Origin of the sequence: Peribacillus sp. NPDC097224 (assembly GCF_044761985.1) — a bacterium.
Classification (GTDB): domain Bacteria; phylum Bacillota; class Bacilli; order Bacillales; family DSM-1321; genus Peribacillus.
In genome coordinates this window covers 543,169-563,976 of sequence record NZ_JBIWDK010000001.1, presented here as the reverse complement: position 1 = coordinate 563,976, position 20,808 = coordinate 543,169, and the positions used below count along the sequence as shown (strand labels likewise).

Annotated in this window: 17 protein-coding genes; 2 read left to right on the top strand and 15 right to left on the bottom strand. The window is 39.0% G+C overall.

The annotated features are described in order from the left end of the window. Positions 1–3: 3 nt before the first annotated feature. From ACIQXR_RS02840 to ACIQXR_RS02820, 5 genes are all read right to left on the bottom strand, one after another. Positions 4–1,041: an aldose epimerase family protein gene (locus ACIQXR_RS02840; RefSeq protein ID WP_403079449.1), complete on the bottom strand. Its 1,038-nt coding sequence runs from the start codon at positions 1,039–1,041 to the stop codon at positions 4–6. Between the two features lie 198 nt (positions 1,042–1,239). Continuing rightward, positions 1,240–2,634: a sugar porter family MFS transporter gene (locus ACIQXR_RS02835; RefSeq protein ID WP_402868842.1), complete on the bottom strand. Its 1,395-nt coding sequence runs from the start codon at positions 2,632–2,634 to the stop codon at positions 1,240–1,242. Between the two features lie 250 nt (positions 2,635–2,884). Next, positions 2,885–4,309 (bottom strand): L-arabinose isomerase, encoded by a 1,425-nt coding sequence (gene araA, locus ACIQXR_RS02830; RefSeq protein WP_402956935.1) that lies wholly within the window; start codon positions 4,307–4,309, stop codon positions 2,885–2,887. A 51-nt stretch (positions 4,310–4,360) separates the two neighbouring features. Next, entirely contained in the window at positions 4,361–5,056 is a 696-nt protein-coding gene (locus ACIQXR_RS02825; RefSeq protein ID WP_402868844.1) for an L-ribulose-5-phosphate 4-epimerase, read from the bottom strand. A gap of 23 nt (positions 5,057–5,079) precedes the next feature. Next, the gene (locus tag ACIQXR_RS02820) at positions 5,080–6,690 is read right to left on the bottom strand and encodes a xylulokinase (RefSeq protein WP_402956931.1); all 1,611 of its coding nucleotides are present in this window, start codon (positions 6,688–6,690) and stop codon (positions 5,080–5,082) included. Between the two features lie 342 nt (positions 6,691–7,032). Here ACIQXR_RS02820 and ACIQXR_RS02815 point away from each other — a divergent pair, with 342 nt between their 5' ends. Further along, a complete protein-coding gene (locus ACIQXR_RS02815) occupies positions 7,033–8,124 on the top strand; it encodes a GntR family transcriptional regulator (protein ID WP_402868848.1) in 1,092 nt (363 codons plus the stop codon). 374 nt (positions 8,125–8,498) lie between these two features. Then, positions 8,499–9,038 carry a biotin transporter BioY gene (locus ACIQXR_RS02810; RefSeq protein WP_403079472.1) on the top strand — a complete coding sequence of 180 codons (540 nt, stop codon included), beginning with the start codon at positions 8,499–8,501 and terminating at the stop codon, positions 9,036–9,038. A gap of 281 nt (positions 9,039–9,319) precedes the next feature. On the opposite strand, the gene ACIQXR_RS02805 is transcribed toward ACIQXR_RS02810, so the two are convergent. The 10 genes from ACIQXR_RS02805 to ACIQXR_RS02760 all read right to left on the bottom strand — a co-directional run bounded on the left by ACIQXR_RS02805 (position 9,320) and on the right by ACIQXR_RS02760 (position 20,545). Beyond that, the gene (locus tag ACIQXR_RS02805) at positions 9,320–9,802 is read right to left on the bottom strand and encodes a YusW family protein (protein ID WP_402956929.1); all 483 of its coding nucleotides are present in this window, start codon (positions 9,800–9,802) and stop codon (positions 9,320–9,322) included. Between the two features lie 90 nt (positions 9,803–9,892). Further along, positions 9,893–10,537 (bottom strand): PAQR family membrane homeostasis protein TrhA, encoded by a 645-nt coding sequence (gene trhA, locus ACIQXR_RS02800; protein WP_402868854.1) that lies wholly within the window; start codon positions 10,535–10,537, stop codon positions 9,893–9,895. 174 nt (positions 10,538–10,711) lie between these two features. After that, positions 10,712–11,311: a cell wall hydrolase gene (locus ACIQXR_RS02795; RefSeq protein ID WP_402868856.1), complete on the bottom strand. Its 600-nt coding sequence runs from the start codon at positions 11,309–11,311 to the stop codon at positions 10,712–10,714. A gap of 122 nt (positions 11,312–11,433) precedes the next feature. Next, on the bottom strand, positions 11,434–12,003 hold the full coding sequence (locus ACIQXR_RS02790) for a GNAT family N-acetyltransferase (RefSeq protein ID WP_403079447.1): 570 nt from the start codon (positions 12,001–12,003) through the stop codon (positions 11,434–11,436). Positions 12,004–12,030: 27 nt separating this feature from the next. Continuing rightward, positions 12,031–12,435: a secondary thiamine-phosphate synthase enzyme YjbQ gene (locus tag ACIQXR_RS02785; protein ID WP_402868860.1), complete on the bottom strand. Its 405-nt coding sequence runs from the start codon at positions 12,433–12,435 to the stop codon at positions 12,031–12,033. 228 nt (positions 12,436–12,663) lie between these two features. Continuing rightward, positions 12,664–14,553: a PTS fructose transporter subunit IIABC gene (locus ACIQXR_RS02780; protein WP_403079446.1), complete on the bottom strand. Its 1,890-nt coding sequence runs from the start codon at positions 14,551–14,553 to the stop codon at positions 12,664–12,666. Positions 14,554–14,557: 4 nt separating this feature from the next. Beyond that, on the bottom strand, positions 14,558–15,478 hold the full coding sequence (gene pfkB, locus ACIQXR_RS02775; protein WP_402956923.1) for a 1-phosphofructokinase: 921 nt from the start codon (positions 15,476–15,478) through the stop codon (positions 14,558–14,560). Next, positions 15,478–16,230: a DeoR/GlpR family DNA-binding transcription regulator gene (locus ACIQXR_RS02770; protein ID WP_403079444.1), complete on the bottom strand. Its 753-nt coding sequence runs from the start codon at positions 16,228–16,230 to the stop codon at positions 15,478–15,480. The genes pfkB and ACIQXR_RS02770 overlap by 1 nt, the downstream gene beginning before the upstream one ends. Positions 16,231–16,440: 210 nt before the next feature. Further along, entirely contained in the window at positions 16,441–17,697 is a 1,257-nt protein-coding gene (gene odhB, locus ACIQXR_RS02765) for a 2-oxoglutarate dehydrogenase complex dihydrolipoyllysine-residue succinyltransferase (protein ID WP_403079441.1), read from the bottom strand. A 1-nt stretch (position 17,698) separates the two neighbouring features. Next, complete coding sequence (locus ACIQXR_RS02760; protein ID WP_402956917.1) at positions 17,699–20,545, bottom strand: 2-oxoglutarate dehydrogenase E1 component; 2,847 nt, start codon at positions 20,543–20,545, stop codon at positions 17,699–17,701. Positions 20,546–20,808: the final 263 nt, after the last annotated feature.

Here is a 20,808-nt window from a genome sequence, read left to right as displayed (position 1 = left end):
AACTTAACGGGGGCTAACCTCGATTTTGAACTTTGTTTGGGACGTATAACTTTCGCCTGCCAAAAGCAGAATATCTCCAAAACCTTCAAATTCCTCCGCTCCTGGAGCAGCTTGGGTTTCAAACGTTATTCCACCATGTTGACTTAATTTTTCTCCATGCATCAGTGGAACACCTTTCACAAAGTTTGCCGTGTAAATGACAACTGCAGGTTCATCTGTGTATACCTCGACTGTTATTTTCCCGTCAGGACTAATTAATTTGGCTGCAATTTGCTGAATTCCTGAAGAGGTAAGGAAAAATGGATGATCGATTCCTTGAACCTTTTCAACCTCTGCGTCAATAGCTTCAAAGGTTGAACGTAATTCCTTTGGCGTACGAAAGTCATAAGGCGTGCCAATCGTGCTTCGCTTTTCCCCAGTTACCGTGGTATCTTCATTTACTGGCGCAAACTCTTCAGAAAAGATTTGTAAGAAATGATTATCGATTGGATTGCTAGGGTGCCCTGTTAAGTTAAAATAGACGTGATTGGTCGGATTAAAAATTGTGTCTTTATCACTTTTTGCTTGATAGTTCACTGACCAAGTATTTAAGTTATCCAATGTATACGTCACACTTACTTTCAAATTCCCCGGAAAGCCATTTTCTCCATCAGGTGAGTGAGTTGAAAAAATGATTGACGCACTTTCATCATTCTCCTCCACTTCATAATCCCATATTTTTTCATCGAATCCGGGATTGCCACCGTGTAATGTATTCCCTAATTGATTGACGGATGTTTTATACCGGGATTCACCAATGGAAAACTCACCATTTTTAATTCTACCAGCCACTCTACCTATTGTAGCTCCATAATATGTTTCTTTTTGATAATCCTCTATCATGTCAAATCCCAATACGATATTAGTGGGACCTGATTCCGTAAGAACGAAAAGATTGACGATTCTTGCTCCAAAGTTTGTAACTTCCATTCTTATACCATGATCATTTTCCATAGTAAACAGCAAAATATTATTCCCAAATGAGCTATGTGATACTTTCATAATATCGGCTCCTACCATATTAAATTCTTTTTTATAATGATAAGTTAATTTTTTTAAAGCGAAAAGACAAAAGCCCGAAGTATTCACTTCGGCCTTTTGTTAGGAATCATAAAAGTTCATGATGTACCTATAGATTATAATGACCAGAGTACCATATGAATTCCTGATTTAACTGGCTCCAAAAATCATAGTTGTAATTTAAGCACTTTCTCCCTTGGCTGGTTTTATTGATCCATTTTTTTCAATTTCCTCTAAAGAATGACCTCGAGTTTCAGGAACACATGTCCGGATAAATAGAACACCAAGCAAACATATAACACCGAATATTGCAAAAACGGCTTCTTGAGAAATCGTTGCTGTCATGATAGGGAATAGCAATCCAACCAAGAAAGATCCAATCCAGTTAAATGATGAAGCTAACCCGGATGCACGCCCGCGAATCGCCAGTGGGAAAATTTCTCCAACGATAACCCATGTTAAAGGCGCCCACGTGAATGAATATAGCGCAACATAAATACTTAAAAAAACAACCATCATCATCGGATTTGCATCAGGAATTAATACATTCAATATTGCGGGCAAAATAAAGGATAGCCCCATAATAGTTCCGCCTATCGTTAATAAAGTACGGCGATTGAATTTATCAGCAATCATTAAGAATAATAATGAACCTAATACAAGTATAACCCCTTGAATAATTGGCCACATCAATACTGAGCTGGCTTCATGCCCTGTTGCTTTTTCTACAATCATAGGAATATAATAAAAAATTGCGTTTGCTCCCTGGAATTGTTGAAACGCAGCTACCCCGACCCCAGCAATTACTAGATAACGGTATTTACTGCTTAAAAGGGTTCCCCATGACGCTTTTTGATTTACTTTCGTTTCCTCTTTGGCAGTGTCTTGAATTTGTTTTATTTCAGAATCAATTTGTTCTTTGTTAGAGCGAATATAGCTCAACACTTTACGTGCTTCATTAATCTTATTATTCTTAATCAAAAAGCGTGGTGATTCCGGTAACCTTAACACCCCGATAAACAAAATCAAAGCAGGTACGGCAGCCAAACTTAGCATCAAACGCCATGCCATGGTACCTGGTAAGTCTTTCAATAGATAAGCAATAATGTACGAAAGTAACATTCCGGAAACAATCATTGTTTGATTAATTCCGGACAACCGTCCACGTAAACGGGCAGGTGCCATTTCAGACATATAGGCTGGGACTAACGCAGAGGCAGCACCAACAGCTATCCCTAATAAAATACGAGCAACAATCATAAATAGAATCCCTTTATGAGGGGATACACCTGCTAAAATAGACCCAAAAGCAAAAATGATAGAAGATATTAGTATCATTTTGCGCCGTCCTAAACGATCTGAAAGTTGTCCAGCCAGGGCACCACCAAAAATAGCTCCAAACATCAAGGAAGAGGTGATCCAACCTACAGCACTAGGGTTGTTTTGAAGATTCCAATCATGTTGCAAAAAAGGCAAAGCACCCGTCATAACGCCGATATCATAACCGAAGAGAATGCCTCCAAATGCCCCAAAAAAATAAATGAATCCACTTGAGATTTTCTTTTCATTAACCATTAATGTTTCCTCCCAAAGGTTATAAAATTACATTCAAAAAATCCCTATACTATAAAAGTATTAATTTCTTTCTAAGAAACCCTAATAGTTTATAACTATTGCTTATAAGGATGAATTCTGTGTCATTATTCAGTCAATAAAACGCTTTCATCTCGCCCAAAAAAATAAAGCACGCCTACAAAATAATTTCAGGGTTTACGAATCTAATTTTCCCCTCCTCGGAAGCCAATCTCCCGTGGAGGGAAAAACATTACTTAATAACTACGTAATCCAAACCTACTAATTTTGCATAAGTTATGATTTGGTCTGTTGTTAAATTCAATGACACAACTGTATGGTGCCCCCCACCATTCTCTAGCCAAGCTTTCACTCCATCTTGGAAGTTTGGCTTAACTTCCCAAAGTACACGGGCCACTGGAAGGTTTGGTGCTGGAACAGATGGTTCAAAAGCAGAAACTTCATTAATTAAAAGTTTATAGTTTGTACCAAAGTCAGCCATGGAAACAACGACACCGTCTCCCGCTTTACCATCGAATACTAAACGTGCCGGATCTTCACGATCGCCTATACCTAATGGAGATACGACCATTTTCGGTTTATTGCTTGCTAAAGTTGGATCGACTTCAAGCATATGTGACTGTAGGATTGATTCTTGTCCGGCAGCTAATTCATATGTGTAATCCTCCATAAAGCCAGTTGATTGGTTATGGCTCATAACTTTCAGTAAGCGATCAAGTGCTGCCGTCTTCCAATCTCCTTCACCCGCAAAGCCATATCCCTGCGCCATCAAACGTTGGACGGCAAGACCAGGAAGCTGTTTCATTCCATATAAATCTTCGAAATTCGTTGTGAATGCCGTATAACCACCGTCATCAAGGAAACGTTTAATTGCAATTTCATAGCTTGCCTGTACCTTAACGCTCTTTTCCCAATCTTCCTTACTGTATGTACCATATTCAAATTCATAAAGTCCTTCATATTCTGCAAATAATGCCTCAATTTCTTCATCCGTAACTGCATTTACATATTGAACAAGATCCCCTATTCCAAAATAGTCAACTGTCCAGCCAAATTGGATTTGTGCTTCAATTTTATCCCCTTCAGTTACGCCAACGTTTCGCATGTTATCTCCAAAACGAGCGACCTTAATGTTGAAGCTCTCGTTATAAGCAACCGCTACGTCCATCCATTGTGCAATTTGTTGTCGCACTTCAGGACGCTCCCAATAACCTACAACCACTTTGTTTTGTTTGTTCAGACGGGCATTGATAAAACCATATTCACGGTCACCATGAGCGGATTGGTTTAAGTTCATAAAGTCCATATCTATCGTAGCCCATGGAATGCTTTCGTTGAATTGAGTGGCTAAATGAAGTAATGGTTTTTGTAATAATTTTGTTCCACGAATCCACATTTTCGCAGGTGAAAAAGTATGCATCCAAGTAATGACTCCGGCAACTTCATCACGATAGTTGGCTTCTTTCATGATGTTTGTTATTCTATCCGCACTAACAGCTAGATCTTGCAAAACAATTGGGTAAGGCAGAATGCCGCATTCATTTAATGCATCGGTTATCGTTTGTGCATGCGCCTTGACTTGCGCTAACGCATCTTCTCCATATAGATGTTGTGATCCAACGACAAACCAAAATTCCTTTGTTTCTGTTGTTAACATAATAACCCTCTTTTCTTAATCTACTGGTTTGATAATTTAATAGAGTTACTCTTACCTTTGACCATAATAAGCATTTTTTCCATGTTTTCGTAAATAATGTTTATCCAAAATATTTTGTGGTAATTCTTTCGCAAAATGATTTAATTCCCTTGTGAATAAATTCATTTTCGAAACTTCATCCAAGACCACACTGTTCATGACAGCGGATTTTGCATCTTTACCCCATGTAAATGGTCCATGACCATGAAGTAATACGCCAGGAACGGCTAAAATATCCAACCCACGCTCTTCAAATGTTTCGATGATTACCTTCCCAGTCTCCACTTCGTACCCACGATCAATTTCCTCTTGTGTTAGATAGCGCGCACAAGGGACCGATCCGTAAAATGTATCTGCGTGAGTAGTCCCCATCGCTGGAACATCAAGGCCTGCTTGAGCCCAGATTGTCGCCCAAGTTGAATGAGTATGAACAATGCCGCCGATTTCTTGGTAATATTTATAAAGTACTGCGTGAGTCGCTGTATCTGATGAAGGCCTCAGCTCTCCCTCAACAACATTGCCATCTAAATCGACAACTACCATATCGCTGGCTTTCATTGTTTCGTAATCAACACCACTAGGTTTGATAACAAATAAACCACTTTCACGGTCAATGGCACTTGCATTTCCCCATGTATATTTCACGAGACCATATTTAGGCAAGTCCAAATTTGCTTGATATACCTCTTCTTTCAGTTGTTCTAACACGCCAACCCCTCCAGTTTTCCAACTCATAACATCAAATTGTCAACAGCTGCCTGCTCAATTACTAAGCCCTTCCTGTATCTTTCAATAAATGTTTCATATCCTTCAATATCTACTTGGTCAGGATAAATTTCTTGCCCATCCATATCTTTGAATACTTTTTGGTCGAGGAAGTCTTCTAAACTTTCTTTTTGATTTTTATTCAACATGTAAGAGGCAAGAATCGCCATTCCCCACGGTCCACCTTCACCTGCTGTTGACATTACCGATACTGGCGTATTCATTGCAGCGGCAACGATTTTTTGTACAACAAGTGGGGTTTTAAATAAACCACCGTGAGCCAAAATACGATCAATCGCAACATTTTCTTCCTTTGTCAAAATACCCATTCCGATATTTAAAGCACCGAAAGCAGTAAAAAGGTGAGTCCGCATGAAGTTTGCTAAATTGAAACGACTCTCAGGCGAGCGTACAAATAGTGGTCGTCCTTTTTCAAATCCTGTAATATTTTCACCTGAGAAATAACCGTAGCTAAGCAAACCACCACCATCTGGATCCGCTTCCAGAGCTTTGTTCAACATTACTTCAAATAATTTATTTGTCTCAACCTTTTGTCCCATTGCCTCAGAAAATTCACGGAACAATCCCAACCATGCATTGAGGTCACTTGAACAGTTATTCGCGTGGACCATCCCAACTGGACTTCCGTTTGGTGTAGTTACCATATCAATTTCTGGATATACTTTTGAAAGCTCTTTCTCTAGTACAATCATGGCAAAAACGGAAGTTCCTACTGAGACGTTGCCGGTACGTTTTCGCACACTATTCGTAGCAACCATTCCCGTTCCAGCATCGCCTTCTGGTGGGCAAATCGGAATGCCTGGTTGTAAATTCCCGGACCTATCCAGGATTTTCGCTCCCACTTCGGTTAATTCTCCCGCTTGCTCACCTGAAACGTAAACTTTAGGAAGGATCTCTTTAAGCATCCAAGGATAACCTTTCGTAGCAATCAATTCATCAAAACGCTTGATCATTAATTCATTGTAATCATGCGTTGATTCATCAATTGGGAACATCCCTGAAGCATCCCCAATGCCAATTGCTTTATTACCAGTCAATAACCAGTGAATGTATCCAGCCAAAGTCGTAATACAATCAATACGCGGCAAATGCTTCTCTTCATTTAATATTGCTTGATAAAGGTGGGCAATACTCCATCGTTCGGGGATATTGAATTGTAATTGATCAGTTAATTCTTTTGCTGCCACACCAGTTGTTGAGTTACGCCAAGTTCGAAACGGAACAAGTAGCTCCCCTGTATGGTCAAAAGCCATATAACCATGCATCATTGCAGAGAATCCAATAGATCCAATTTTCCGAATTGTTATGCCGTAATTTCGTTCAACTTCTTGCTTCATTTCACTATAAGCTGTTTGCAGACCGGTGATTATATCCACTAAATTGTATGTCCAAAACCCATCTTCCAGAAGGTTCTCCCACTCATAACTTCCAGATGCGATTGTTTCATAACGTTTATCTATCAACACAGCTTTTATACGTGTTGAGCCAAATTCGATTCCAAGTGAAGTATCACCCTCGTTAATCGCTTGTATAATTTCTAATCGATTCGATTGCACGTTAATCCCCCTTTCGATAGCGCTTTCAATATACAGGAGGCGCTTGAATTCATTTATGAATACATTATATTTTTTGTACGTACATTTGTCAATAAACAATATTAATTATACTCACAGCTTTTAAGTTGAACCGTCATCCTCACTTCAAAGGCAGTGAATCTAGGATATTAAGTGAATAGGGATAGGGAGTAAAGGATATGGTAAAAAATCAGGTATTAATAGCTTTGTCCACAAACTGAGGTAATTTGTTTTAATCCACTCAGGCTTATGTTAAAATGTGTACGTACAATTCTAAAAGGAAAATAAATAAGAATGCAAACAACCGAAACGAGGTGAGGTTTAATGAAACCAAAGTATCAGGTAATCGTCGATGATTTAAAAAATAAAATCCTTACAGGTGAGTATAGTATAGGAGAACAAATTCCTACTGAGTCCGTTATGCAAGATATGTACAACGTTAGCCGACACACTGTAAGAAAGTCCATTTTAGAATTAGCAAACGAGGGATTCTTAAGAAGTGAAAAAGGTTCTGGGACATATGTTAGTAATCAATATCAATTAAAGTCTGGTGGGAATTTCAAATATAAAACGATTGGTGTCATCACGACCTACATATCGGATTACATTTTCCCTTCTATTATCCGCGGAATTGAAAAAAGATTAAATGAAAATAATTATTCCTTACTATTGGCCAGTACAAATAATGACGTCGAACAAGAAAAAAAAGCCTTGGAAATGATGTTATCTTTTGGCGTAGATGGTTTGATTGTTGAACCTACAAAAAGCAATCTATACAATCCCAACATTGCTTACTACCTAACATTTAAGGAACAAGAGGTACCATTCATCATGATTAACGCTTATTATGAAGAATTAGAAGTTCCTTTCTTTTGCCTAGATGATGTGCAGTCGAGCTATCTCGCTACAAAAGAATTAATTTCCAATGGACACACCCAAATTGGGTTCATATCAAAAATGGATGATTTACAAGGAAAGTATCGAATGAAAGGATATATAAAAGCACTTGGAGAAGCAAAATTACGCTTTCAACCCGAACAATTGCTTTCATATACTACAGAAACGAAGCTAGACTTGCACAAGAACTTGAAGCGGTTCTTAAACGAAAATAGAGACGTGTTGACTGCCATTGTTTGCTATAACGACGAGGTAGGGTTAGAAGTAGTAAATGTATGCAGACAACTTGATATTTCCATTCCGGAACAATTATCAATTATTGGCCAGGACAATTCTTATATAGCGAAAAATGCTAATATCAAATTAACGACTTTAACACACCCACAAGAACAAATGGGTCATGATGCAGCTGATTGGTTGATCAAGAAATTACAAGGAAAGAAGGGCTTACCCAATGAAAACCATTACCAACCAGTCTTAATTGAAGGGGAAACTGTAAAAAAGCTAGATGAAAAATAAATCTAGTCTGGTGTAAATGATTGACTATCTTCACATGGGCCCCGATTATTCCTATGTGAAGGCAGTCAAATGATGAAATCCATTTTGTCTGCTCTTTCATGATTCCATCCTCATTTACAAAGTGGTGAACATACAGCTATACCTGTAATATTGATAAATGTTCGAGTTGAGCTAAATATCAGGCTTATAGATCCCTATATTCTTTACAATCTCCCTTATATGCAATCCAATTTTCTTCCTTCAAACTTCAGAAAAAACAAAAGTTATTGACAGTATTTACATCCTATAATAAAATTTTATTTGTTAACCAAATAATAAATTAGTTTACATTAGGAGGAAACGCTTTGAATACGAGTCATGAAAAATTAAGAATGATGATAATCACAGCCTTATTTGCAGCTATTATCGGAATCCTTTCCCAACTAACCATTCCACTCCCGCTCGTGCCTATTACAGGACAAACTCTGGCCGTTGGACTTGCCGCTACGATCCTGGGTGCTCGTTATGGTACTTATTCGGTAGTTTTGTACTTATTCATTGGTGCAGCTGGTGTTCCTGTCTTTGCAGAAATGTCTGGAGGACTGGCAAAGATTTTCGGTCCTACTGGTGGCTATTTATTGTCTTATATCCCTACTGTTTTCATTACCGGCTGGATTTTGGAAAAAACCCGTTTTACATTTCCCATTGCACTCATAGCTAATATCATTGGCATGATGATAACATTAACCATTGGAACAATATGGTTGAAATATGCAGCTGCATTAACTTGGACAGCTGCCATTGCTAGTGGATTCGCACCATTCTTAATCGTAGGTATCCTGAAAGCCCTCCTAGCATCCTGGTTAGGTGTTTCCATTCGAGCTAGACTTGCTTCAGCTAAAATGCTTCCCAAAAAAAATATCTCTATTTCCTAATAGACAAAATAAAGACAGGTAGATACCATGGATTTGGTACCCCCTGTCTTTATCGTTTAATTAAATATATTTAAAGTCGGGCTTTATTTTTCAGAAAAATAAAAAAAGACTCTTTTTAGAAAAAAGACTCTTTTTTTATATGTATTTACTACGGTCCTATCCCCATAAGCCCGAATTAAATAGCATAGTAAAAGTATGATAAACCCCTTTGTTTACCTACACCATTTTACTATAACAATTAAGATTTGACAACTCTTGAATATATTCTATCACGATTGTTTTTATTTATTAACGACTTTATATACCTTTGTTTTTCCATCGCTATACGTAACTTCCAATTCGAACTCTTGGTAATCCTCTTTTAAGTTAAAGGCTTTAGTCACCTCTTGTATGACCTCATCATCCGTAGAGTCTTGGGTGAACGTCAACTTTTCTAAAATTGGCGTCAATTCTTCCATCGCTTCATCACCATGAACTTCATGTTTATTGGATTCATCATCGATAGAAGCTTCCGTTTGAGCACCCATGGTATCATATTCCGCTTCATAGTCATTGTTATTCCCTTTATAATCAACTTCTAGGTTAAAGGCTTTGAAAGTAAATGGAAGCTTTTCATTGGTTTCTGTTCCCTTTTCAGGATTTGTTTCCGCTTGGTTTTCATTTTCTTGTACCGGCGGATTCTTTACCTCGTCATCTTCTCCACATCCTGCTAATACAAGCATAGCAGCAAATGGGACCGAAAGTACTTTTAAAGATTTCTTCATATGGTTTCCTCCTAAGTCTCTTTTCTTATCTATTACCTAAATGGTAGAATTTAAAACACGAATTTATTTATATAAAGATAATCCCTCTAGTTATAGAGGGATAATATAAAATAAAACTACAAAGAAGTGTGCCACAGATCCTGCAAGCACGAAGAGATGCCATACAGCATGGTGAAAAGGAAAACCACGCCATACATAAAAGATGGCACCGAAAGTATAAAGTAATCCTCCGGCTATAAGTAATTGTATGCCTGCTGCTGGCATGGTGTTGGTTAGCGGGCCCCATGCCAGTACAATCATCCACCCCATTGCGATATATAAAATCGTGGATAGATAAAGAAACTTCTTAACAAAGAAAGCCTTGAAGATGACTCCTACCACTGCCACACCCCATACAACTCCCAATAGCGTCCATCCTAAAGCCCCTTGAATGACGAGCAGCATGATTGGTGTATACGTGCCCGCAATGAATATATAAATGGCCGAGTGATCAAAAATCTCAAAAAGGTCTTTCAATTTCCCCTCAGGAAAGCTATGCACTAAAGTAGAAGCTACATATAAAAGGAGCATAGAAACTCCATAAATGATCGAAATCACAATGAGTGAAGCCGATCCTTGATGAGCAGAGAAAATTATTAATAAAACAAGAGCGGCAATGCTTAATAAGACACCAATTCCATGGGTGATTGCATTGAATACTTCCTCTTTTTTTGTATAAACGTGCGTATTAGCCATCTTACAACTCCTTATTCATTGAACCACTTTTTCAATTTCCTTTTCAATTATATCCTACTTCCAGAATGCATTAAAGTAAGTAATTCCATTCATTAGCCCTTTTCGACTATAACGTTTTTGAGGAAATACTCTTTTATTGAAAAAGGCCTGACCGTAGACGGTCAGGCTTCATGATCAAATGGCAAAATGGTGGCCACCGATAATTTTAACCACTTCTAATTTTTCCATCCACACACTGTCGGATATACTTGGATTCCAAAAATATAATGCATCATTCGTATAGCCGTGAATGGCTATTGCTTCATTTACTGCCCGTACTGCATCTTCTCCAGCAGGTTTGTTAATGCTACCATCATCAACAGGAGAGAATTGATTTTTTTGATAAATCACTTCTCTTACTGTTTCAGGGAATTCGCCACTATCAAGACGATTTAACACGACTCCTGCTACTTCTACCTTGCCTCTATATGGCTCACCTTTTGCCTCAGCATGAACCAATCTAGCTAATAGTTCTTTATCGGTTTCATTCATGAAATGTGGAATAATCAATGTTTTGCCAGGTTCAGCAACATTATTCTTGTTATTATTGACTTCTTTTAACGTTTGAATTGGAACTCCATGCTGCTTAGCGATATCCCATATCGATTCACCTTGTTTAATAACATGTTTTTTAGCACCATTCGAAGCCTTGCTTGTGGTTTCCCAAGGGAATGCTAGTCCAAGTATGATGACACTAAGAGTTATGATCATCGGTAATACAACTGATAATTTCATCCTTTAACCTCCTCGTTAAGCACCTCCCTAGAATAACAGAATAAAAAAGAGAAAACAGCGTCAAATTATTCCCAAGGTAATCCAGGTGTTTTTTTACATTTTTTAAAAAAAGTGATTATCGTTCATTCGTTTCTCGCTTGCCATTCTTCACGTAACATCCCCATCTTGATGGAATCGTAGTAAATCCCATCGTGATAAATGCATTTCCTTATTCTACCCTCAAGTTGCATTCCTACTTTTTCAGCGACCGTCATCATTCGTTCATTTCCAGACCACGTCGTCAATCCTATCCTTTCAATGGTTAAATTTTGAAATAAATAAGGAATGAATAGGCTAATGGCTTCCGTTCCATAACCGCCATTCCAATATCTTGGTTCATATATGGTAATTCCGATTTCTAGCCATCTTGCTGGTTCATTCTCCCAATAATAAACAACCGACCCGATTATTTGGTGTTCCCTTTCTATTAATAATTCAGAGAAAACACCTAATTTTTGATCGTATCTCCGTAGTTTCATCTCATTGTTAATGTACGTAGGATAATCCATAATTTCATTAGCTGAGTATGGTGTATCCCATTTTTTCCACAAAGGATTTTCTTCTCCATACCTTAAACTCCATAAGGTTTTCAAATCGTCCTGTTGGACATTCCTCAACCGTACTTTTTTTCCTGTAATCAAAACATCTATCAAAATTGTTTCCCCCTGCATATCCTTGTCTTACTCAATCAGTTTGATGAAGTAATGACGATCTCTAGGACCATCAAATTCACAGAAATATATACCCTGCCATCTACCAAGGACCAGACTACCTTTATGGATAATAACTTGTTGTGACGACCCTACAGTGCTGGACTTTAAATGAGCAGCAGTGTTCCCTTCCATATGTAAATCCAACGTATGATTCCATGGATAAAGCTCATCCCATCTCCTAAGCATATCTTTTTTAACATCTGGATCCGCATTCTCATTAATTGTAATGCCTGCAGTAGTATGTGGACAATATACAAGCGCTATACCTTCTTGTATTCCCCTTTCCGTTACAAATGCCTGCACTTCTGTCGTAACATCTATCATATCATCTCTTTTGATGGTTTTTAGTGTGTTTTTCTTCAACAAGGTCATCCTTCTCCTTTTTATCTTATTTATATTCTCTACCCAAAAACTAGGGGAAACATGCTTTTTTATGTCTCTATCAATGGCTTATTATTCGTCATATAAAGACTTTTTAAACAATCTATAATATGGCCGAGGAACAACCTTCCCCAAAAGTGAATCATATGGAATCTTTGTACGATTAAAAAGTCTGGAAAATTGAAAAGACGGATTCAAGATTCTTGAATCCGCCAATCTTCAGTTCTGTTTTCTTTTCCAGAATCCCAAGATAAGTCCAGAGATGAGTGAGCCTATTAAAATGGCCAACAAATATAGAAATGGATGGTTAACTAATGGTATTACAAACACGCCCCCATGAGGTGCCGGCAATGTGACATTGAATGCCATCGTTAGAGCACCCGCCGTTGCTGCTCCAATCACACTACTGATAATGACCCTAAACGGATCGGCTGCCGCAAATGGAATCGCTCCCTCTGTAATGAAAAAGGCTCCCATAAAGTAATTTGTCAATCCAGATTTCCTTTCTGTATCGTTAAATTTACTTTTGAAAAATGTAGTCGCAAAGGCAATGGCAAGCGGAGGTACCATACCACCCGCCATAACTGCTGCATGAGGGCCGAAGCTTTGTGCTTCAATAGCAGCAATCCCAAAGGTAAAGGCAGCTTTATTGATAGGGCCCCCCATATCTACAGCCATCATGCCTGCAAGAATCATCCCTAAAAGAACGGCGTTTGTCCCTGATAGACCCTGAAGCCAATTCGACAAACCTTGGTTGAGAGCAGTCACCGGTTCATTAATAACGAATAGCATGATCAAGCCTGTTATTAACATTCCGAACACCGGATAAAGCAATACCGGTTTAATCCCTTCGAAAGCCTGTGGCAAATTAGAGAATAATTTCTTCAATCCTAAAACAACATACCCGGCAAGAAAACCTGCAATCAGGCCACCTATGAAGCCAGCATTGGCCTGGGCTGCCAACAATCCTCCTACCATACCTGGGGCAAAGCCTGGACGATCGGCGATACTTGAGGCAATGAAGCCTGCCAGGACTGGGACTAGAAAGAAAAAGGCCCCGCTTGTACCTCCCCCAATATCACTTAATGCTTTGGCTATCGGATTATATTCCGGTTTCGTCGGATCGGATGCATCTAATCCAAAAAAGAAGGATAGTGCAATTAAGATCCCTCCACCTACAACAAATGGAAGCATATTACTTACGCCATTCATCAGATGCTTATAAATATCGATTTTTCCTTTTGTTGAAGGTTCATCTTCTCGACTATCCTTTTTGGTCCCTTTGTAAATGGGTGCGTCCCGGTTAACAGCCCGTTTAAGTAACTCCTCCGGCTTCCTGAGCCCATGAGCAACGGGAACGATGATAACCCGCTTACCGTCAAAACGGTCCATCTCTACTTGTTTATCCGCTGCAACAATAATGACATCCGCATTGGCAATTTCCGCTGGATTCAACCTATTTTTTACACCTGTCGATCCATTGGTTTCAACTTTGAAATCAAGACCCATTTCTTTCGCCTTAGCCTTTAAAGCATCCGCTGCCATATAAGTGTGGGCTATTCCTGTCGGGCAGGCCGTAACGGCCAAGATTTTTGCAGCATCCCTAATCGTACTTGTTTCCTGTTCTTCATTTTCGTTTTCGTCTTGATCTGCTTCTTGTTCTTTTTGATCGATAATCTCCAACACTTCTTCAGCTGATGTGGCAGAAACCAATTGAGACCTGAATTGAGCGTCCATTAATAATGAAGACAATCGAGATAGGGTCTCTAAGTGAACCTGATTAGCTGCTTCACTTGCCGCAATCATGAAAAATAAATGAGCTGGCTGCCCATCAAGCGATTCATATTGAATACCTGAAACTGATTTTCCAAAGCAAATGGCCGGCGTTTTCACAGCACTCGTTTTTGCATGTGGGATGGCGATTCCCTCACCTATCCCTGTCGTACTTTGCTCTTCACGTTTCAAAATGGCGGCCTTGAATCCACCTTCATCATGTAAACGTCCAGCTTGTGCTAACTTGGCGGATAATTCTTCTATCACCCCAAGCTTTGTCTCGCTTTGCAAATCTATAAGAATGGTATCCAATTTTAACAAGTCTGTAATTTTCATAGAGTTACCCCCCTTTTATCTCACTGATACTAATTTGCGGCAATACTTTTTCCATTAATTCCAACGTGCAAAGGTCCGATGAAAAAGCTGTCGCACTTCCCGCGGCGACACTATATTGGAAAGCGGTTATAACATCTTCCGTTTTTTCATAGATCCCGATAAATCCGGCCACCATAGAATCACCGGCCCCCACTGAATTGATGACCTTTCCTTTCGGTATATTTGCAGCATAAGATTTATCTCTTGTGATAAGTACAGCCCCATCTCCTGCCATCGAAACGATTACATTTTGAGCACCTGCTTCCAACAACTTCCGCCCATACTTATTTGCATCCTTCACAGTTCTGATTTCAGTCGAGTAAAGACTCGCTAATTCGTGATGATTAGGCTTCAAGAGAAAAGGCTCATATTGAACGACATCCAATAATTCTTTCCCACTAGTATCAACCACCACTTTTACTTTCCTCCCCAAACATATTTTCATCATCGTTTCGTACACATCACGTGGGAGGCTTGTTGGAATACTACCAGATAAAACGAGCCAATCATTTGGCTTGAGTTCACCAATTAAACTAAGTAAATGATGGTAATTCTCCATGGATATTTCAGGACCATGACTATTAATTTCCGTCTCCACTCCAGTTTTTAATTTAATATTGATTCTCGTATCACCTGTTATTTCCGTGAAATTAGTCCTAATATGATCTTTTTCTAAACAGGCTTTTACAAATTCCCCAGTTTGGCCACCTAAAAAGCCTAAAGCAGTCGTATCGTTTCCTAGCCTATTCAATACACGTGATACGTTAATTCCTTTGCCCCCCGGATATTTCTTATCCATGCATGTTCTGTTCACCAAGCCCATTTGGAAGTTTTCCACCTCGACCAGGTAATCTATTGAGGGGTTGAGCGTTACGGTATAAATCATTAAATCGTCACGACCTTTATCTTGGGATTTTTCAAGAGCTGTTCGACGGCAGCTTCATTATTGTTATCCGTCAGCAAAATGACTTCACTTACATCTGCCACTTTTGCGAAGGTGACTTCATTTAATTTTGAACTATCTGAAAGCACATAACTTTGATTAGAAAGCCTTATTGCCGTCTTTTTCAATAGCGCTTCTTCAGGATCTGGTGTAGTCAAACCTAATTCAGGATGAATGCCATTGATCCCTAGAAAACATTTATCGAATCGGTAATCACTTAAAAAATCGACAGCTGTACTACCTACAACCGCATTGGTGGAAGCCTTGATGGTTCCACCAACGATAACCGTTTTTATTTCCAATTCCATCAACTTTTGTATATGCATGAGACCGTTGGTTAAAACGGTTACATTTTTATCTTTTAAATAAGGGATCAGTTCAGAGATGGTCGTACCTGCATCAAGATAAATACAGTCATCATTCTCGATAAAAGTTGACCCCAGCTCTGCTAGGAGCTTTTTTTCGGATAACGCTTTGTTTTGCTTCTCCAAGGTTGTCGGTTCCATGCCTTTTCTTTGAAGCAAGGCAGCTCCACCATGAACACGTTTTAAAAGCTTTAGTTCCTCAAGTTGGACTAAATCACGCCGAATGGTAGATTCTGAAGCTTGCAAATGATCGACAAGTTCTTGCATCTTTATAATGCCTTTTTTCTTAATCAACGTAAGGATTACGTCATGCCTCTCGGTTGTCAACAATTACCTCACCCCCAATATATTTCCATAATAACTTCATTTTTCAGATTAATCAATCATTATCGTTCACTTTTATTCAAAAACATTCATTTATATTAAAAAACCAATCATATTCCTGCAAGTGATGATATGATTATCTCTTTATCTATGAACTTTTCTACAAAAAAAAGCCCCCATCACCATGACAGGGGCTTTTTCATTATATAGGATTTATTAATTTTGTAATAAAAGTTGTTCAGGATCTTCAAGCATTTCTTTGATTGCCACTAGGAAACCAACTGCTTCTTTTCCATCAACGATACGGTGATCATAAGATAATGCAAGGTACATCATTGGTCTGTTTTCGATTTGATCGCCAACAGCAACAGGACGAGTCTTGATAGTATGCATACCTAGAATACCAACTTGTGGTGCATTCAAGATAGGTGTCGATAATAGGGAACCGAATGTACCACCATTTGTGATGGTAAAGGTACCACCAGATAAATCTGATAGCGCTAATTTGTTGTTACGTGCTTTAACAGCTAGGTCCGCAATGTTTTGCTCGATTTCAGCGAAACTTTTACGATCAGCATCTCTTACAACTGGAACAACTAAGCCTTCTTCAGTCGATACGGCTACACCGATATCATAGAAGTTCTTTTTAAGGATATAATCTCCTTTGATTTCAGCATTCAATAAAGGATACTTTTTCAATGCCCCAATGACTGCTTTTGTAAAGAATGACATGAAACCAAGTTTAACGTCATTAGCTTTAACGAATGATTCTTTATGACGGCTACGTAATTCCATAACTGCAGAAAGATCGACTTCGTTGAAAGTTGTAAGCATTGCCGCTTCAGATTGGACTTGAACTAAACGTTTAGCAATGGTTTGACGACGGCGTGTCATTTTCACTACTTCTATACGGTCATCGTTGGCTTCAATAGGAGCTGCCGCTTGTTTAGTAGCTGCAGGTGCTTTTGGAGCTGCTGCAGGCGCTTTACTTGCTGCTTCCACGTCTTGTACACGTACACGGCCTAGTGGATCAACAACAGGTACTTGAGTTAAGTCAATTCCTTTTTCACGAGCTAATTTTCTAGCAGCTGGTGATGCAATAACTTGTTGAGTGGAAGATGCTTCTTTCGTTTCAGCCTTTGGAGCTTCTTTGGCAGGTGCTGCTTGTTCCACTTTAGCTGGTTCTTGTTTCACTTCTTCAGCTTTTGGAGCTTCCTTAGCAGGTGCTGCTGCCGATCCATTTTCATCCACGATGGCAACAGCTTGTCCAACTTGAACAGTGTCGCCTTCTTCAGCTAAAAGTTCAGTAAGGGTCCCAGTGTAATCAGAGATGATTTCCACGTTTACTTTATCTGTTTCCAGTTCAAGGACATAATCTCCCTTTTCAACATGGTCACCAGGTTGCTTTAACCATTGCGCAATAGATCCTTCAGAAATTGATTCTGCTAATTCAGGCACTTTTACTTCAGCCATTTTATTTATCCCCCTCATTATTGCGTGTAATTGCTTGACTCATAATCCGTTGTTGTTCATTTTTATGGACAAGTGGATCTCCCTCAGCCGGGCTTGATCTACGTTTTCTACCGATATACGTTACAGAAAGATTTCCAGGAGCAGCCGCATTTAAGCGAGGTTCAACAAATGTCCAAGCTCCCATGTTTTTCGGTTCTTCTTGAGCCCAGTAGATTTCTTTAAGGTTCGTATATTTTTTCAATGCTTCTTGAACGCCAGTGAACGGGAATGGATAAATCTCCTCGATACTGATGATTTGCAACCAATCGGTATTTTGTTCAGTAGCTACTTTATCACGTAGTTCTACAGCTAATTTACCGCTTGCAAATACAATGCGCTCAACAGCTTTAGGTTTTTTGCCTAGCGTTTTCGTTTCAATGAATGATTCAAAACTTCCTGTGCTGAACTCTTCTGGAGTAGATGCCATCACTTGGTTACGAAGCATACTCTTCGGTGTCATGATAACAAGCGGACGCACTTGTTCCTGATCAAGTATTTTAGCTTGTCTTCTAAGGACATGGAAATACTGAGCTGCAGAACTTAAGTTAGCAACGGTCCAGTTATTTTCAGCTGCTAATTGAAGGAAACGTTCCAGGCGAGCACTTGAATGTTCTGGTCCTTGTCCTTCGTATCCGTGTGGAAGTAGCATAACAAGTCCAGATTTTTGACCCCATTTTGCACGGCCTGCCGCAATGAATTGGTCAAAGATTACTTGTGCCGTATTGGCGAAATCACCGAATTGGCCTTCCCAAAGTACAAGTGTTTCTGGAGCAAAAACATTATATCCATATTCATAAGCAAGTACTGCCGTTTCAGTAAGCGGACTGTTATGGACAGCGAAAGATGCTTTGGCAGATTCAAGAGTATGAAGCGGTGAATATGTTTTGCCGTTCACGCTATCATGCAGCATGATGTTACGTTGTGCGAATGTTCCACGTTCTGAATCTTGACCAGTTAAACGGATTGGTGTGGCATCATTTAAAATCGTTGCAAATGCAAGCGTTTCAGCATGTGCCCAGTCAATTTTACCGTTTTCACCAAACGAATCCAGACGACGGGACAAGATTTTACCTAATTTTTTATTAGGCGTAAATCCTTCTGGCCATTTCACAAGTTGTTCATTGATTGAAATAAGTTCTTCCTTAGATACAGCTGTATCAATCGTAGGAATGCCTTTTTCAATTATTCCCGGAGGATTTACTTCTTTGGAAGCTTCCGGTTTGTTTCCAGAAATTTTGGCATAGGCTTCTGCAAGTTTAGTATCCACTTGTTTTGCCATTTCTTTCACTTCATTTTCTGTAAACTCTCCAGATTCAATCAGTTGTTTACCGTAAATTTCTTTAACTGTTGGATGCTTATGAATCAAAGCATACATTTCAGGTTGTGTGACCAATGGCTCATCCATTTCATTATGGCCGAAACGTCTGTAACCGATTAAGTCAATCAAGAAATCTTTTTTGTATTTTTCACGATATTGGATGGCAAGATTAACTGCAGCCATACATGCTTCGGGATCATCAGCATTAACGTGGACGATAGGTACTTCAAAACCTTTTGCAAGATCACTCGCATATCTAGTTGAACGTGAATCTTCACTTTCGGTAGTGAAACCAATTGTGTTATTAGCGATGATGTGGATTGCCCCACCAACTTGGTAACCGCGTAGACGGCTTAAGTTAAACGTTTCAGGTACGATACCTTCACCTGGGAACGCAGCATCACCATGAATAAGGATTGCTAGCGACTTATCAATATCTTGCACTGGGAAGCCTTTTGCTGTCCTGTCTTCTTGAGCCGCACGAGAGTAACCTTCAACGATTGGGCCAACTACTTCCAAGTGACTTGGGTTATTGGCAAGCGTAATTCTTGCTTTCTGTACGCTTTCTTTTGTAATTTGTTTATCCAAACCTAGGTGGTATTTAACATCGCCAGTCCAACCATAATTAATGCCGGTTGAGCCTTCTGATGGGACTAAATCCTTATTAGGTGAGTGTTGGAATTCAGAGAAAATCACTTCATATGGTTTTCCAAGGACATGTGCCAGGACATTAAGACGTCCGCGGTGAGCCATGGCAATATTCACATTGCCAGTTCCATTTTGGACAGTCTGTGAAATCATCTCGTCTAACACTGGAACCAATGCATCTAGACCCTCAATAGAGAAACGCTTTTGCCCTACAAATGTACGATGTAGGAACTTTTCAAATCCTTCAACTTCATTCAGACGTTTTAGCATTAATGCTTTTTTCTCTTTTGAAACTTCAGGGAACATTTTACCAGATTCGACCATATCAGTAAGCCATTGCTTTTCATCCAAGTCATTTACATGGTGAAATCCAAAGGCTATTGTTTTTGTATAAAGTTGTTTAAGATATTGGAAAGCTTCGTATCCGTCTTTTACGTTTTCAGGTGATTGCGCACAAATAAGATCAGCCGGTATTTTCCGTAAATCCTCAACCGTCAAATCGTATTTTTCAAAGTGGATTTGCTCTGTATCTGGCTTGTCTTCAATCAATGGATAAATGCTTGAAGCAAGATGTCCATATGCACGAATATTTTCTGCCAATTTTACTGCAGACATAATTTTCTTCATTGAAAGGACTTCACCAGTCTGTGGTGCACTTTCCATTACAGTGCCTGCCTCTACTTCAAATGAAGGAGGACCAGCAACCTCAAAAAAGTTTTTCAGTTCCGGATCTACTTCTTCCGGATTAACTTGAAATAAATCGTATTGCTCCATGACATACCCAAGGTTTGGACCAGAAAAAGATTTCCATGGGTCGTAAGCCTTAGCATCCTTGATGGTCATTTTTGTAAACCCCCAAATTTTTCTCATAATTTCGTTTTATCCATCCCCAAATTCCTTCTTCTAACATTTCCCCAAATAGATAATTTATAATAAATAACTTGGTCATTGAATAATAAAATTTTAAAGGATAAAACGTTTTCAGATGCTATATTAACATGTTTTTGTCGAAATATCCAAGGGTTTCACCTCTTTATACACCCTTTTCCAAACTATTATTCTGTTTAATTCGCCTTATTTCGTCTTAAATAGACCTTTTATCTTTT